Source organism: Billgrantia pellis, from assembly GCF_008297955.1.
Taxonomy (GTDB): Bacteria; Pseudomonadota; Gammaproteobacteria; order Pseudomonadales; family Halomonadaceae; genus Halomonas; species Halomonas pellis.
Genome location: NZ_VTPY01000003.1, coordinates 254,540 through 269,092, shown reverse-complemented (window position 1 = coordinate 269,092; position 14,553 = coordinate 254,540). Strand labels below are relative to the sequence as shown.

Genomic DNA, 14,553 nt, shown 5'->3' with positions numbered 1-14,553 from the left:
CTAAAGACGGAGGCATGAAGCGAGTCAGCTATCTAGAATGACGTGAATTAACAATGTCTGACATTTGCCTGGTCCCGCTGCCATGGATCGACATCACCGGAGCGATATCCCATGCATGCCTTGACGCTGCTGTCTTTTCTCTTCTTCACCGGCCTGGTGGCTTTCATCACCTGGCGCCTGACCCGGCGTGACGACCATGCCAGCACCCACGGTTATTTCCTGGCTGGCCGCACCCTGACCTTTCCGCTGATCGCCGGCTCATTGCTGATGACCAACCTGTCCACCGAGCAAATGGTGGGGCTCAATGGCGCCGCTTTCAGCGACGGCCTCAGCGTCATGGCCTGGGAAGTCGTGGCGGTCATCGCCCTGGTGGCGTTGGCGCTGTTCTTCTTGCCGCGCTTTCTCAAGAGTGGCATCGCCACGCTGCCTCAGCTGCTGGCGATCCGCTTCGACTCGGGCACGCAGTTGATCACCAACGTGATCTTCCTGATCGCCTACGCCGTGATCCTGCTGCCGATCATTCTCTATTCCGGTGCCATGGGCCTGCTCGGCATGCTCGACCTGCCGGGACTGACCGGCATCCGGTCGCCGACGCTGCTGCTGTGGCTGACGGTTTGGGGCGTGGGGATCATCGGCTCTCTCTATGCGTTGTTCGGCGGTCTGCGCACCGTCGCCGTGTCGGATACCTTGAACGGCGTCGGTCTGCTGATCGGCGGCTTCGTCATCGTCTATTTCGGCCTGCAGGCAGTCAGCGGCGACGGCGGCATTCTGGAGGGGTGGGCCATCCTCAAGGGGAGCGACCCTGATAAGCTCAATTCGATCGGCGGCGCCGAACAGCAAGTGCCTTTCTTCACCCTGTTCACCGGCGTCTTTTTGATCAATCTGTTCTACTGGACGACCAACCAGCAGATCATTCAGCGCACCTTTGCCGCCAGTTCGCTGGCGGAAGGGCAGAAGGGGGTCCTGCTAACCGGCTTCTTCAAACTGCTGGGACCGCTCTACCTCGTCCTGCCCGGAATCATCGCTTACCACCTCTATGCGGAGCAGGGCGTGCAGGCCGACGAGGCGTACGGTCACCTGGTCTTCAACGTGCTACCGCCCTATCTCACCGGTTTCTTCGCGGCGGTGATGGTGGGCGCGATCCTGTCGTCGTTCAACTCGGCACTCAACAGCACCACGACGATCTTCAGCCTGGGCATCTACAAGAACGTGCTGAAAAAGGACGCCACGGACGAGCAGGTGGTGAGGTCGGGCAAGGTATTCGGCTGGATCATGGCGGTCGTCACCATGACCATCGCGCCGCTACTGGCAGGCCAGGAGAGTCTGTTCGGCTATCTGCAGAAGATGAACGCCATCTATTTCATCCCCATCCTGGCGGTGGTGGTGGTGGGGTTGCTGACCAGACGGGTGCCGCCCATGGCTGCCAAGATCGCTCTGGTGGGCGGCTGCCTGACGATCGCCGCCGGCTATTTCGTGCCGCCGTTCGATCGGCTGCCGCAGATCATGCACGAGTTCCACTTCGTGGCCATGGTCTTCGTGCTGCTGGTGGCGGTCATGCTGATCATTGGCAAGTTGCGCCCGCGTGAGACCGACTGGATCCAGGAGTACACCGGCGAGGTCGACCTGACGCCATGGCGCGGGGCGCTGCCGGCCAGCCTCGTGCTGGTGCTGCTGGTCATCGCGATCTATGCCGCTTTCGCCGGCTAGTCGAGCGTCGCACGATGCCGAAGGTGTGCCGCCTTTCCGCGGTTGCGGGCAGGCGGCTCACTGCGGTTCGTGGGGCGCCCGTTCGCGGGAGGGATAACGGGTCTCCAGCAGGCTGTCCTTGATTTTCTTCAAATGCGGCAGGAAATCCTCACCGCGGCGTAGCGTGACGCCGGTGGCGAGCACGTCGATCAAGGTCAGCTGGATCATGCGCGACGTCATCGGCATGTAGACATCGGTATCTTCGGGGGTGGCGACTTCCAGGGTCTCCGTGCATTCGCGGGCCAGCGGCGAGCCCGGGGCGGTAATGCCCAGCACCACGGCGCCGCTTTCGCGTGCCAGTCGAGCGATATCGACCAGCTCGCGAGTGCGACCGGTCCAGGAAATCACGACCACCACATCGCCGGTGTGGCAGGCCGAGGCCACCATGCGCTGCATCAGCACATCGACATAGGAGGTGACCGGAAGGTTGAAGCGGAAGAACTTGTGCTGGGCATCCTGCGCCACGGCGCCGGAGGCGCCGAGGCCGAAGAAATGGATCTGCTTGGCCTGGATCAGGTAGTCGACCACCCGCTCGATACGCGCCGGGTCGAGCGTGCGGCTCGCCTCGTCCAGAGCGGCAATGGTGGCGCCGAAGATCTTTCGCGTGTAGTCCGCGGCCGCATCGCCGGGTTCCACCGACTGACTGACATAGGGCGTGCCACCTGCCAGGCTCTGAGCTAGCTTGATCTTGAAATCGGGGTAACCTTTGGCATCGAAGCTGCGGCAGAAGCGATTCACCGTGGGCTCGCTGACCGATGCCGCCTGTGCCAAGCTGGCGATGCTCAAGCCGGTGGCTCGCGCGGGGTCGGCCAGAATGACATCCGCCACCTTGCGCTCGGAGCGATTGAGCTCCTCGAGACGTTGGCGAATGCGCTGGAGCAGGTCGTGATGGGCCATGACGGTGGGGCTCTCCGAGACTGAGTTACGTCGTGACGGTACGTAGTGATTTAACAACATGCTAGCCGGCTATCGTAACGCGACGTCGAGGCTTGGCGCGAATGCCGCAGCCATTCACTTATGAAGGAAAGTAATATTACAATAATAGCTTGCCGTAAGACTCTCTCCGGCGTATTTTTTTGCTAAGTTAACCAAATGGGAGCGGTCATGAACGCATGTAAACGGCCGGAAGAAGAAAGCCGGCCGGTCATCGATCTCGCACTGTTCGGTGCCTTGGGCGATCTGTCGCTGCGCAAGCTCTATCCGGCGCTGTATCATCTGGATCGCGAGGAGCTGCTGCATGACGATACGCGCGTTCTCGGCCTCGCACGCCAGGACACGAGCGTCGATGCCTTCCGCCAGCGTGTCGCCGAGACGCTGCAGACCTACGTCAAGGCCAGCGAACTCGACCGCGATGCCGTCAACCGTTTCACTGCACGACTGGACTACCTGCAGCTCGACTTCGCCACGCCCGAGGGCTACCGGGCCATCGCCGAATGGCGCACCGCCGTGCGCCACGATACCGGGGGCTGCCCGCTGATGGTCTATCTGGCCGTGCCGGCCAGTCTCTATGGCGATATCTGCCGCAACCTGAAGACTGGCGGCTGCCTGGACGACCTCTCCCGTGTGGTGGTCGAGAAACCGATCGGCTATGACTTCGAATCCTCCTGCGAGATCAACGACGCCATCGGCGAGGTGTTCCCCGAGTCCCGTATCTACCGCATTGACCATTATCTGGGCAAGGAGACCGTCCAGAATCTGATTGCGCTACGCTTCGCCAATCCCCTGTTCGGCACCCAGTGGAACCAGAACCATATCTCCCACGTCGAGATCACCGTGGCCGAACGGGTCGGCATCGAGGGTCGCTGGGGCTACTTCGACCGCGCCGGCCAGCTGCGTGACATGGTCCAGAACCACTTGCTGCAGCTCGTCTGCCTGATCGCCATGGACCCGCCCGCCAACCTGGATGCCGACGCCATACGCGACGAGAAGGTCAAGATCCTAAAGGCGTTGCAGCCCTTCAGCGATAGCCGGCTCAACCGCGACGTGGTGCGGGGGCAGTACATTGCCGGCACGATCAAAGGCAAGAGCGTGCCCGGCTATCTGGAAGAGGACGGTGCCAATCGCGACAGTGACACCGAGACCTTCGTGGCCATGAAGACCAGCGTGGCCAACTGGCGCTGGGCCGGGGTGCCGTTTTATCTGCGAACCGGCAAGCGCATGCCGGAGAAGCTGTCACAGATCGTCATCCATTTCCGTCAGCAACCGCACTACATCTTCGATCCGGACCAGCGCAACCTGGCGGCCAACAAGTTGATCATCCGTCTGCAACCCGACGAAGGCATCGCGCTGGAAGTGCTGACCAAGGACAGCGGCCTGGATCGGGGCATGCGGTTGCGTCGTGGTCCGCTGCATCTGGACTTCAGCAGTGCCTTTCCCCAAGAGCGGATACCCGATGCCTACGAGCGCCTGTTGCTGGAAGTGATGAAAGGGCGTCAGTACCTGTTCGTGCGCCGCGACGAGGTGGAGCACGCCTGGCACTGGTGCGACAGCCTGATCGCCGCCTGGCGCGACATGGGCGAGCCGCCACGGCGCTATCCGGCCGGTTCATGGGGGCCGGTGGCCTCCATCGCCATGATCACCCAGGATGGGCGCAGCTGGTATGAGGACTACTGACATGATTCAGCAAGATGCCAGCCCCCGCGAGCAACTTGCCGTGCAGCTCGCCGAAGCCGCCGGCGAGGCGCTTCGCCAGGACCTTTCGCGTCAGGATCGCGTACTGCTGGTACTTTCGGGCGGCTCGACGCCGGTGCCGTTCTTCCAGGCACTGGCGGGCCAGGAGCTGCCCTGGTCGCGGGTGGACGTGACCCTGGCCGACGAGCGCTGGGTGGCGGAGACGGACGAGGCGAGCAACGCCCGATTGGTGCGTCGTCACTTGCTGAAAGGGCCTGCCGCGAAGGCCAACTTCATCTCCCTGATCACCCGCGACCCCACGCCCGAGCAGGGTGTCGAAGCGGTGACCCGGCGCATCGTGGCGCTGCCGTGGCCGGCGAGTCTCGTGGTGTTGGGCATGGGAGGGGATGGCCATACCGCCTCGCTGTTCCCCGACAGCCGCGAACTGGAACTGGGGTTGACCACCGACGCGCCGGTGTTGGCGGCGCGCACGCCGAGCCAACCCCAGGCGCGCATCACGTTGAGTGCCGATCGGCTCCATCAGGCGCAGCGTCATGCGCTGCACATCACCGGGGACGACAAGCGCAGCATACTGGCGCATGCCCTGGCGGGCGACGATTCGCGCGAGTTGCCGATCCGCGCCTTTCTTTCCTGCCCGCTGGCCGTCTATTGGGCCCCCTGAACGTCTTCTGGAGACTTGTTCATGACCATCGAAAAACAGCTGCCGTCCACACGAACCACCGAGCTCGACAGCATCTGCCTCAAGGCGGAGGTCATCCCGGTGCTGGCCATCGAGCGGGTCGAGGATGCCGTACCGCTGGGGCGCGCCCTGGTCGAGGGCGGGCTCACGGTGCTGGAAGTGACTCTGCGTACCGACTGTGCTCTCGAGGCGATACGCCGCCTCAAGGAGGCACTGCCCCAGGCCAGCATCGGCGTGGGCACTGTGCTGACACCGTCCCAGTATCGCCAGAGCGAGCAAGTGGGGGCCGATTTCGTGGTCACACCGGGCACCACCGAGGCGCTCTACCGCTATGGCGTCAGCAGTCCCGTGCCGATGCTGCCCGGAGTTGCCACCGTGTCCGAACTGATGACCGGCTGGCAGTATGGCTACCGACGCTTCAAGTTCTTCCCCGCCGAGGCCAGCGGCGGGGTCAAGGCGCTCAAGGCTTTCGCCGGCCCGATTCCCGAGGCGCGCTTCTGCCCCACCGGCGGCATCAATCTCGACAATGCCGAGGACTACCTGGCGCTCAAGAACGTGATGTGCGTCGGCGGCTCCTGGTTGACGCCGACATCGCTGGTCAATGCAGAGGACTGGAACGGCATTCGCCAGCTAGCGCGGGAAGCGGCAGAGCGCTTCCCCCGCTGAGCGCCGCCCGCGTTTCACGCGTTCATGTGCTCTCTCGGCAGCCAATGGCTGTCCTTCGCCCGCCTTGTTAGGCGGGCTTTCTTTGACGGCCGATGCGTCTGGCTGCAGGCCGCTTCATGCCTCGTCTCTCGCGGCCCGCCAGGCGGCCACCAGGGCATGAGCCTGTTCGCTCACCTGTTCGGGTGTCTGGCCGGGCCGGTAGAGTGCGCTGCCAAGGCCGGCGCCATCCGCGCCGGCGGCGCGCCAGGCGGCGAAATCGTCGCTACCGATACCGCCCACAGCGTAGAGCCGGGCTCCCTGGGGCAACACGGAGCGCATCGCTTTCATCCCTTCCGTGCCGACCTGGATGGCGGGGAAGAGCTTGAGACCCGTGGCGCCGGCCTCCAGGGCGTCGAAGGCCTCCGAGGGCGACAGTATGCCGGGCCAGCTCTCCATCCCCAGGCGGCGCGTCTCTTCGATCACCGCCGGCCGGCAGTTGGGAGAGACGACCAGGCGCCCGCCGGCGTCGTGCACGTCGCGTACCTGCGCCGTGGTCAGCACGGTGCCGGCACCGATTCGGGCGCGTCCGCCCAAGGCGTCGACCAGCCGGCGAATGCTCTCGAGCGGGTCGGGGGAATTGAGCGGGACCTCGATGACGTCGATGCCGGCGGCGAGCACCGCTTCGCCGATCGGCACTGCCTCGTGGGGGGTGATGCCACGCAGGATGCCGATAAGAGGTAAGGGCATGTGAAATCTCCTTCGCTACGGTCAGGTGGGCAACGATGCGCGCGCCAGTCCCAGGCCGGCCAACACCGCAGCGCTGCCGTCCAGGCGCTGCACGGCGTGGCCCAGGGCCTGCAGCGCCAGGGCGTAGCGGTCGCTTAGCGTCTCGGTACCAATCAGTGTCACGGATCGTTCCATGCTCAGGGCTTGGCGTACCCCGGCCAGCTCCAGGCCAATGGCAAGCCCCGACAAGCGGGCGGCGAGTCGGGCGCTCCGGGCATCGCCGACAGGCAAGGCGTCGTCGAGCAGGTCTTGAGCACGCAGGCCGAACAGCCTGGCGCTGAACGATTCGGGGGCCGCCTCGATCTCACGCACCGCATCGACAAAGGCCTCGCGGCAGTCGGGGGCGTTGAGATCGTCCTCGCCGAGGGAGTAGCGCAGTACCGATTGGCTGACCAGCAGGCGATAGAGTTCACCGGTCAGGAAAGTCTTGAAGCGCGTCACCGCGCCCGCCTCGAGCCGGGCCCACTTGGCGTGGGTGCCGGGCAGACAGGCAAGTCCCGAGAAGTGGGGTTCCCTGGCCGCCAGGCCGGCAAGCTGGGTTTCTTCGCCACGCATCACGTCGAAAGTGCGGCCGTCGGCGTCCCGTCGCTGGCATAGCCCAGGCAGCAATCGCACGTCCAGGCGCGGATCGTCGAGCGGCGGGCTTGCCGCGCCGCGGGCCAGATCGTCCAGGCGAGCCGGTACCGGCAGATAGGCGGCTTCATGCCAGCCCTGACGGGCGCCGGCCATGCCGCAGACCAACACCGGGGTGCGTCCGGACCGGGGCAGCCAGTCGCCGATTGCCCTGAGCAGGGTGGGTTCGTATTCGGGCGCCGTGAGGGTGAGCATGCCCCGGTCGCTGTCGGCACGGGCCAGTGCCTCGCCTGAGTCGCTCATGGCCCAGGCGCGCAGATTGCTCGAGCCCCAATCCACGGCGATCCAGGCCGGATGGACTTGAGTCACCACCTTGTCTTGTCTCCTTCGCTGCGCAATGTCGCTCACGGACGTGATCGCCTACCATTCGGCAATGGAGCCGTCCTCGTGGGTCCAGACCGGGTTGCGCCAGCGATGGCCCACCTTGGCACGCTCCTCCACGAAGGCCTCGTCGATCTCCACCCCGAGCCCGGGGCCCTGGGGAATGGCACAGAAACCGTCCGTGATGGCCAACGCCGACTTATCGACAAGATAGTCGAGCACGTCGTTGTCCCGGTTGTAATGAATGCCCATGCTCTGTTCCTGGATGAAGGCGTTATGGCTCACCGCATCCAGATGCAGCGAGGCGGCCAGCGTTAGCGGGCCGAGCGGACAGTGAGGTGCCAGGGCCACGTCATGGGCCGAGGCCAGTGCGCCGATCTTCAGCCCCTCGCTGATGCCGCCGCAATGGGAGAGGTCGGGCTGGATGATGTCGACCATGCCGTCGGCGAGCAGGTCGCGGAATTCGAACCGCGTGTGCAGCCGCTCGCCGGTCGCCAGCGGATAGCCCAGGCCGCCAGCGATGTGCTTCAGCGCCGGTAAATGCTCGGGCGCCACCGGTTCCTCGACGAACATCGGATGGAACGGCTCGAGCTCGCGTAACAGCGCCTTGGCCATGGGGCGGTGCACCCGGCCGTGGAAATCGATGCCGATGCCGACTTCGGGGCCCACCGCCTCGCGTGCCTCGGCCACCCGGGCCACCGCCTCGTCGACCTTGCGATGCGAGTCGACGATCTGCAACTCTGGGGTACCGTTCATCTTGAACGCGGTGAAGCCCTGCGCGACCAGCGCCCTGGCGCCGGCGCCCACCTCGCTGGGGCGATCGCCCCCGGTCCAGGCATACATGCGCATGCGGTCGCGAACCGCGCCGCCCAGCAATTGATGCACCGGTACGCCCAGGTCGCGGCCCTTGAGATCCCAGAGCGCCTGGTCGATGCCGGCGATGGCGCTCATCAGGATGGGACCGCCGCGGTAGAAGCCCGCGCGATACAGGGTGTTCCACAGGTGCTCGATGCGATGCGGGTCCTGGCCGATCAGGTAGTCGGCGAGTTCATGGACTGCCGCCTCGACGGTGGCCGCACGCCCCTCGACGACCGGCTCGCCCCAGCCGTAGCAGCCCTCGTCGGTTTCGATCTTGAGGAACAGCCAGCGCGGCGGCACCTGCCAGGTCTTGAGTCGAGTGATCTTCATCAATGCATTCCTCCTGGGGTCAACCGTTTGCGGGGGCGTGGTCGGCGACGATGCCCAGATCGACGGCGGTTCGCTGCAGTACATCGCGGGCGGCGCGTTCGGCGGCATCCGGCGCTCGGCGGCGAATGGCATCGAGCACCCGGGCGTGGCGGGCCAGGCTGTCGTCCAGGCCCGCCTCGAGCCGGTGGAGCGACTTCTGGGAGCGCTGGATCAGGGCGATGATCGACGGTCGCAGCAGATGCCCCATCTGGCGCCAGACGAGGTTATGGCTGGCCTGGTAGATGGCGTCGTGGAAGGCAACATCGTACTCCGCGTGCTGAGCACGATCGGTACACGCAGTGCGGGTCATGCCCTGGTAGGCGCTTTCCAGTCGCGCAATGTCCGCCTCTTCGGCGGCTTCGGCGGCGAGCCTGGTCACCACCGGTTCCGCCGAATAGCGAAAGGCGAGAATCTCGCGTACCAGTTGGGGATCGGGGTCGGCGAGGCCGGCCATCCATGCGCTCATCAACGGATCGAGCAGGTGCCAGTCATCGATCGAACGGATGCGGGTGCCGCGTCCGGCGGTGCGCTCGAGCAGGCCGGTCGCCGTAAGGTTGGCCAGTGCATTGCGCACCTGGTTGCGGCTCACGTCGAAGTGCGCGCAGATATCCAGCTCGCGGGGAAAGGCGTCGCCCGGCTGCCAATGTCCGGCCAACAGCGCGCGGGCCAGCAGGCAGGCCAACTCATCTGCACCGCCGCGGTGAGGAGGCAGGCCATCAAGCGTCATGTCACGGCTCCACGGGGGAATACGACCAGACTATTAAATGTCAGACATTTAAACAAGCCTTGGCGCACGATGGCCGCAAGCCGCCGGTGGTGCCAAGGTCGCTGCGGCGACGCGCACCGGGGCGCCTTTCGGAGTGAAGGGACGCTAGCGTCGATCCAGGTTTCGCAGCCTGGCCAGGTCCTCGCAGTCGGGCAGGGCGGCATAGGCGCCGGGGCGGGTCACGGCATGGGCTCCGCAGCGGCAAGCGGTTTCCACGGCGCGGCGCAGGAGGGGTTCGTCCCGGTGCCAGCCGTCCACGATGCCCCGCTCGCCGAAATGGCCGGCCAGCTCGGCGAGCAACCCGCCGATGAAGGCATCGCCACCGGCCGTGGTGTCCACCGCCTCGACCCGGGGGGGGGCGATGCGAAAATCCAGCCCCACCCCCCGAGCATGCACTTCGCCGGGACCATTGGTGATGACCAGTAGCCTGACGCCGGCGGCAAGCCGTTCGGCTAGCCAGGCGTCGGCCGGATGATCGGCGCGCAGGGTGTCGAGCTCGTCGCGGGCGAGCTTGACCAGCCCGGCGCGGTCGATCAATTGGGTGACCAGCGCGATGTCGGCGCTGCCACTGGCCCAGAGATTGTGGCGCAGGTTGGCATCGACGCTGACCAGGCAGCCGGCGCGGCTCGCCATCTCGGCGATGGCCAGCGTGGTGTCGGCGATCTCGGGCTCGGTCAGGCTGTTGCTGCAGAAGTGCACGATCGCGGGCTCGGCAAAGGCACCGGTCGGCAGGTGCTCGAGGCGATAGAGCAGATCGGCGGCCGGCGGGCGATAGAAGTCGAAAGTGCGTTCGCCGAGGGGGTCGCGCGAGACGAAGGCCAGCGCCGTGCGCGCTTCGCGGGTGCGCACCACGCCGGAGAGATCGACACCGTGAGCGGCGAGTTCGGCGGCGATAAAGTCGCCGAAGTGGTCCTCGCCGAGCATGCCGAGAAAGCGACTGGGCACGCCCAGGCGCGCGCAGGCGACGGCCACGTTGGCCGGGGCGCCGCCGGCATAGGGAGTAAACGTCTCGATGCCGTCGTGTCGGCCGCCGAGGCGGCTGGAGAGCATGTCGACCAGGGCTTCGCCGAAGGCGATCACGGGCATCACGAAGCGTTCCCCAGCGACAGGGTAGTGCCCAATAGATGCTGGGCGCCAGGCACCAGCCACACCGGGTCGAGCCGTGTATTGGCCGACTCCACGCAGAGGAAGCGGCGTGCCGCCTCGGCGGACGTATCCTCGGGCAGAACCTCGCCCGGATGCCAGACGACCACCGAGTCGCTACCCTGACGGGCGATGCGCAGGCAGTGCTGGCCGTCGTCGAGCACCACCTCGGCGTTGCTGTGGTAGATGCGATCGAGCCCACTGCGCACGGCGAGTTCGCCCTGCTGTTCGCGCTCGGAGAAGCCGGCGAGCTTGTCCAGGTAGCGGGCGCCGGCGAGCCCCTCGAGGCGGCAGGCGAAACTGTCGGCCACGGCCAGGTAGCTGTGCAGAGCGCCGCTGAGCTTGACCGGTGTTTCGCCGACATGCTCGGTGATCAGCTCCACGTGGAGCCGACGGGCGTTGGCCTGGATGACCGCGCGCGGCGTCAGCTGGCTGTGCAGGCGTTCGGTGGGCGATAGATGCAGTTCCACGCCGCCCTCATGCTCGTCGACCGCCTCCAAGCGCCACTGGGCCTTGCGCGCGGGGCCGTGGAAAGGGCCGGAGTGGTCCGGGCTCTCGTCGGCGCCACGCTCGCCGGCGAACCAGGGCCAGCACAGCGGAATGCCGCCGCGAATGGCGCCGGGCAGTGCCTGCGGCGTGGGTGTGATCCATAGCCAGCCGCCGGGGACCAGGGCCTCTTCGCCGTTTCCTGTCGCGACGGGACTGGCCCGATGGCCGCCCGCTCGCGGGGGCGCGTAGGATAGAAAGTGAAGCACCTGGGCCCCCTGCAGGCAGACGGCCAGTTCGCCCCACGCTTCGCGGGCCAGCCATACGGGGCGTCCGGCCCATTCGGCCTGGCGCCGGCCTTCGGTGGCATCGAGTTGGGCTCGCAGGCTTTGGGGAATCATTCCATCTCCTCGTCATTCCACTTCTTCGTTGCGCAGGGCCTCGGCGGCGCCCAGTAATCCCGGCCAAGGCGCGGTGACCACCCGTACCGGAATCGACCGGGTATAGCCGCTCATGCGCCCCTTGGCGGCGAAGGCTTCGCAGAAGCGGCTCTGGGGCAGCCAGTCCAGCAGGCGGGGTAGGATGCCGCCACACAGGTAGACCCCGCCGCGCGCTCCCATGGTCAGCGTGGCATCACCGCAGACATCGCCGAGTATCTTGAGAAACCGGAGCAGGGTATCACGGGCGATGGCGTCACCGCCCGCGGCGGCGGTGGTCACCTCGGCCGGCGTCTGGCAAGTGGGATTGGCGCCTTTCAGCGAGCAGTGCGCCAAGTAGAGATCAAGCAGTCCCTGACCGCACAATATGCGCTCCACGGATACCCGGCCGTAGCGATGGCGGAAGTGGCGCAGCAGATTCTGTTCGCGCTCGTCGGTGGGGGCAAAGGTGACGTGGCCGCCTTCGCTGGGCAAGGGAACCCATGCCCGGCGCCCCGGAAAGATGCCGGCCACGCCGAGCCCGGTTCCCGGGCCGATCACCAGGCAGGCGGCGTGCTCACGCGGCCTGCCCGGCTGAACCTCGACCAGTTCGTCGGGCTGCAGGTGGGGGACACCCAGCGCCTGGGCGGTGAAATCGTTGATGACCTTGAGCCGCTCGAAGCCAAGCACTGCCTGCGCCTCGCGCCGGGAAAACGACCAGTGGTTGTTGGTCATCGTCACACGATCATCGCCAATGGGGCAGGCAAAGGCCAGGCATGCTTCGCGCGGCGCCTCGTCGCCCACCAGGCCGACCCGCGAAAGGTAGTCGCGCACCGCCTCCACCATGCCGGGATAGTCGGCGCAGGGCAGGGTCATGACCTCCTGGGGAGCGAACTCGCCGGGGGTGACCAGGGCAAAGCGGGCGTTGGTGCCGCCGATGTCGCCAACCAGCGCCTGACGCGTCATGGGCAGGTCTCCCGTGATGCGTTCATTGGTCCTCCTGTTCGATCTTCTCCAACTCCCGCGACAGGACCTCGGCCTCGAAGCCACCGAACACCCCGGCACCTCGTTCGGCACTGGCGGCCAAGTGGCGGAAGCCGCCGAACAGCTCGCGGCCCATGCCGAAGTGGTAACGCTCCAGGTTGGGCTCGATGGCGCTGCGGCCGGCGAACTCGGCGGCATCGATCAGGGCGGTCAGCTCGCCGCGCTCGGCGTCCAGGCGTACCACGTCGCCGTCACGCAGGCGGGCCAGCGGGCCGCGGTCCACCGCCTCCGGCGTGACATGAATGGCGGCCGGGACCTTGCCCGAGGCGCCCGACATGCGACCGTCGGTGACGAGTGCCACCCGATAGCCGCGATCCTGCAGCACACCGAGAAAAGGCGTCAGCTTGTGCAGCTCCGGCATGCCGTTGGCCTTGGGGCCCTGGAACCGCACCACCACCACCACGTCGCGATCGAGCTCGCCGGATTCGAAGGCAGCCTTGACCTGGCTCTGGTCGTCGAAAATGCGCACCGGCGCCTCGACCCTGCGATGGGCCTGCTTCACTGCCGAGATCTTGATCACGCCGCGGCCGAGGTTGCCGTCCAGCACCACCAGGCCGCCGGTGGGGGCGAAGGGGTCGTCGACCGGGCGCAGGACGTCGCGGTCGAGACTCTCCTCGGGGCCCTCGCGCCAGACCAGCTTACCGTCGTCGAGGAAGGGTTCCTGGGTGTAGGCGGTCAGGTCGGTGCCGAACACGGTGGGAATGTCGCCATGCAGTAGCCCCGCGCCGAGCAGTTCGCGAATCAGCAGGCTCATGCCGCCGGCCGCTTGGAAGTGGTTCACGTCCGCACTGCCGTTGGGATAGATGCGCGTCAGGCTCGGCACGACTGCCGAAAGCGCGGTGAAGTCGTTCCAGTCGATGGTGATACCCGCGGCCGCGGCCATCGCCACCAGATGCAGGGTGTGATTGGTGGAGCCCCCGGAGGCGAGCAGGCCGACCATGGCGTTGACGATCGCGCGTTCGTCGATCTGCCGGTAGAAGGGCCGATAGTTGCCGCTCTGCTCGGTGTTGCGCACCGCTTGCTCGGCGGCGTAGCGGGTCAATGCCTCGCGCAGCGGCGTGCCCGGGTTGACGAAGGAAGCGCCGGGCAGGTGCAGGCCCATCATCTCCATCATCAGCTGGTTGGAGTTGGCGGTGCCGTAGAAGGTGCAGGTGCCGGGGCTGTGGTAGGAGCGCGATTCCGCCTCGAGCAGTTCCTCTCGGCCTGCCTTGCCTTCGGCATAGAGCTGACGTACGCGGGCCTTCTCGTCGTTGGGTAGCCCGCTGGGCATGGGGCCGCCGGGCACGAATACCGCCGGCAGGTGGCCGAATCGCGCCGCGCCGATGAACAGGCCCGGCACGATCTTGTCGCATATGCCGAGATAGAGAGCGGCATCGAACATGTTGTGAGACAGCGCCACGGCGGTAGCCATGGCAATCACTTCGCGCGAGAAGAGCGACAGTTCCATGCCGGGCATTCCCTGGGTGACGCCATCGCACATTGCCGGCACGCCGCCGGCGAACTGGGCGGTACTGCCCATGCCGCGCGCCGCCTCCTTGATGACGGCGGGATAATCCTCGAAGGGGCGATGCGCGGAGAGCATGTCGTTATACGACGAGACGATGCCCAGGTTGGCGCTGTTGGTCAGCTTGAGGCGATCCTTGTCACCGGCATGATCGCAGCCGGCGAAGCCGTGGGCCAGGTTGCCGCACGAGAGCTCGCCGCGGTGCACGCCCTGCTTGTGCTGAGCGGCCATGTGCGCTTCGTAGAGCTTGCGGCGCTCCTTCGAGCGCTCGCGAATGCGGGCGGTCACCTGATCGACGGTGGGGTGTAGTGCGCTGGAGCGATCCATGAGAGCACCTCACAGTATTGATGGATGTAAATTTACAAAATTATCTCGCATTCGGTGCGACCTTTGAAGACGGAAAACCCGCTTCATGTAGTTTTATTACAGATAGGCTGCCGAGACGACGGGTGGCTGCCTTTTGCTTGCCCGGATCCTCGTCGCGATTACCGGGACGATGATGGAAAGGGTAGGTGGGTCTGGGCAC

Annotated in this window: 13 protein-coding genes; 4 read left to right on the top strand and 9 right to left on the bottom strand. The window is 66.1% G+C overall.

Annotation, left to right across the window (positions count from 1 at the left end; all coding sequences use genetic code 11):
* Window positions 1–111 precede the first annotated feature (111 nt).
* Complete coding sequence (locus F0A17_RS07150) at window positions 112–1,707, top strand: solute:sodium symporter family transporter (protein ID WP_149327667.1); 1,596 nt, start codon at window positions 112–114, stop codon at window positions 1,705–1,707.
* Window positions 1,708–1,764: 57 nt separating this feature from the next.
* On the opposite strand, the gene F0A17_RS07145 is transcribed toward F0A17_RS07150, so the two are convergent.
* The gene (locus F0A17_RS07145; RefSeq protein WP_149327666.1) at window positions 1,765–2,643 is read right to left on the bottom strand and encodes a MurR/RpiR family transcriptional regulator; all 879 of its coding nucleotides are present in this window, start codon (window positions 2,641–2,643) and stop codon (window positions 1,765–1,767) included.
* A gap of 207 nt (window positions 2,644–2,850) precedes the next feature.
* Here F0A17_RS07145 and zwf point away from each other — a divergent pair, with 207 nt between their 5' ends.
* From zwf to F0A17_RS07130, 3 genes are read left to right on the top strand one after another with little or no spacing between them, the layout of a single operon-like run.
* Window positions 2,851–4,359, top strand: coding sequence for a glucose-6-phosphate dehydrogenase (zwf, locus tag F0A17_RS07140; protein ID WP_149327665.1), 1,509 nt, complete (start codon window positions 2,851–2,853; stop codon window positions 4,357–4,359).
* 1 nt (window position 4,360) lies between these two features.
* Window positions 4,361–5,038: a 6-phosphogluconolactonase gene (gene pgl / locus F0A17_RS07135; RefSeq protein WP_149327664.1), complete on the top strand. Its 678-nt coding sequence runs from the start codon at window positions 4,361–4,363 to the stop codon at window positions 5,036–5,038.
* Window positions 5,039–5,059: 21 nt separating this feature from the next.
* A complete protein-coding gene (locus F0A17_RS07130; RefSeq protein ID WP_149327663.1) occupies window positions 5,060–5,722 on the top strand; it encodes a bifunctional 4-hydroxy-2-oxoglutarate aldolase/2-dehydro-3-deoxy-phosphogluconate aldolase in 663 nt (220 codons plus the stop codon).
* 114 nt (window positions 5,723–5,836) lie between these two features.
* Here the strand turns inward: F0A17_RS07130 and F0A17_RS07125 are convergent, their stop codons facing one another.
* From F0A17_RS07125 to edd, 8 genes are all read right to left on the bottom strand, one after another.
* On the bottom strand, window positions 5,837–6,448 hold the full coding sequence (locus tag F0A17_RS07125) for a 2-dehydro-3-deoxy-6-phosphogalactonate aldolase (RefSeq protein ID WP_149327662.1): 612 nt from the start codon (window positions 6,446–6,448) through the stop codon (window positions 5,837–5,839).
* A 21-nt stretch (window positions 6,449–6,469) separates the two neighbouring features.
* Window positions 6,470–7,432, bottom strand: a complete 963-nt coding sequence (locus tag F0A17_RS07120) for a 2-dehydro-3-deoxygalactonokinase (RefSeq protein ID WP_228716831.1) — start codon at window positions 7,430–7,432, stop codon at window positions 6,470–6,472.
* Between the two features lie 48 nt (window positions 7,433–7,480).
* A complete protein-coding gene (gene dgoD, locus F0A17_RS07115) occupies window positions 7,481–8,629 on the bottom strand; it encodes a galactonate dehydratase (RefSeq protein ID WP_149327661.1) in 1,149 nt (382 codons plus the stop codon).
* A 19-nt stretch (window positions 8,630–8,648) separates the two neighbouring features.
* Window positions 8,649–9,395, bottom strand: coding sequence for a FadR/GntR family transcriptional regulator (locus tag F0A17_RS07110; RefSeq protein ID WP_149327660.1), 747 nt, complete (start codon window positions 9,393–9,395; stop codon window positions 8,649–8,651).
* 144 nt (window positions 9,396–9,539) lie between these two features.
* Window positions 9,540–10,523 (bottom strand): carbohydrate kinase family protein, encoded by a 984-nt coding sequence (locus F0A17_RS07105; RefSeq protein WP_149327659.1) that lies wholly within the window; start codon window positions 10,521–10,523, stop codon window positions 9,540–9,542.
* Complete coding sequence (locus tag F0A17_RS07100; protein ID WP_149327658.1) at window positions 10,520–11,464, bottom strand: aldose epimerase family protein; 945 nt, start codon at window positions 11,462–11,464, stop codon at window positions 10,520–10,522. Before F0A17_RS07100 ends, F0A17_RS07105 begins: the two co-directional genes overlap by 4 nt.
* Before the next feature lie 12 nt (window positions 11,465–11,476).
* Window positions 11,477–12,529, bottom strand: coding sequence for a glucokinase (glk, locus tag F0A17_RS07095; protein ID WP_267285432.1), 1,053 nt, complete (start codon window positions 12,527–12,529; stop codon window positions 11,477–11,479).
* Window positions 12,468–14,354, bottom strand: a complete 1,887-nt coding sequence (gene edd, locus F0A17_RS07090; protein ID WP_149327656.1) for a phosphogluconate dehydratase — start codon at window positions 14,352–14,354, stop codon at window positions 12,468–12,470. The genes glk and edd overlap by 62 nt, the downstream gene beginning before the upstream one ends.
* Window positions 14,355–14,553 lie beyond the last annotated feature (199 nt).

Excerpts from the sequence above, each read along its gene's own strand:
- F0A17_RS07150 (WP_149327667.1), top strand. The coding sequence starts at position 112 with ATGCATGCCTTGACGCTGCTGTCTTTTCTCTTCTTCACCGGCCTGGTG.
- F0A17_RS07145 (WP_149327666.1), bottom strand. The coding sequence starts at position 2,643 with ATGGCCCATCACGACCTGCTCCAGCGCATTCGCCAACGTCTCGAGGAG.
- zwf (WP_149327665.1), top strand. The coding sequence starts at position 2,851 with ATGAACGCATGTAAACGGCCGGAAGAAGAAAGCCGGCCGGTCATCGAT.
- pgl (WP_149327664.1), top strand. The coding sequence starts at position 4,361 with ATGATTCAGCAAGATGCCAGCCCCCGCGAGCAACTTGCCGTGCAGCTC.
- F0A17_RS07130 (WP_149327663.1), top strand. The coding sequence starts at position 5,060 with ATGACCATCGAAAAACAGCTGCCGTCCACACGAACCACCGAGCTCGAC.
- F0A17_RS07125 (WP_149327662.1), bottom strand. The coding sequence starts at position 6,448 with ATGCCCTTACCTCTTATCGGCATCCTGCGTGGCATCACCCCCCACGAG.
- dgoD (WP_149327661.1), bottom strand. The coding sequence starts at position 8,629 with ATGAAGATCACTCGACTCAAGACCTGGCAGGTGCCGCCGCGCTGGCTG.
- F0A17_RS07110 (WP_149327660.1), bottom strand. The coding sequence starts at position 9,395 with ATGACGCTTGATGGCCTGCCTCCTCACCGCGGCGGTGCAGATGAGTTG.
- F0A17_RS07100 (WP_149327658.1), bottom strand. The coding sequence starts at position 11,464 with ATGATTCCCCAAAGCCTGCGAGCCCAACTCGATGCCACCGAAGGCCGG.
- edd (WP_149327656.1), bottom strand. The coding sequence starts at position 14,354 with ATGGATCGCTCCAGCGCACTACACCCCACCGTCGATCAGGTGACCGCC.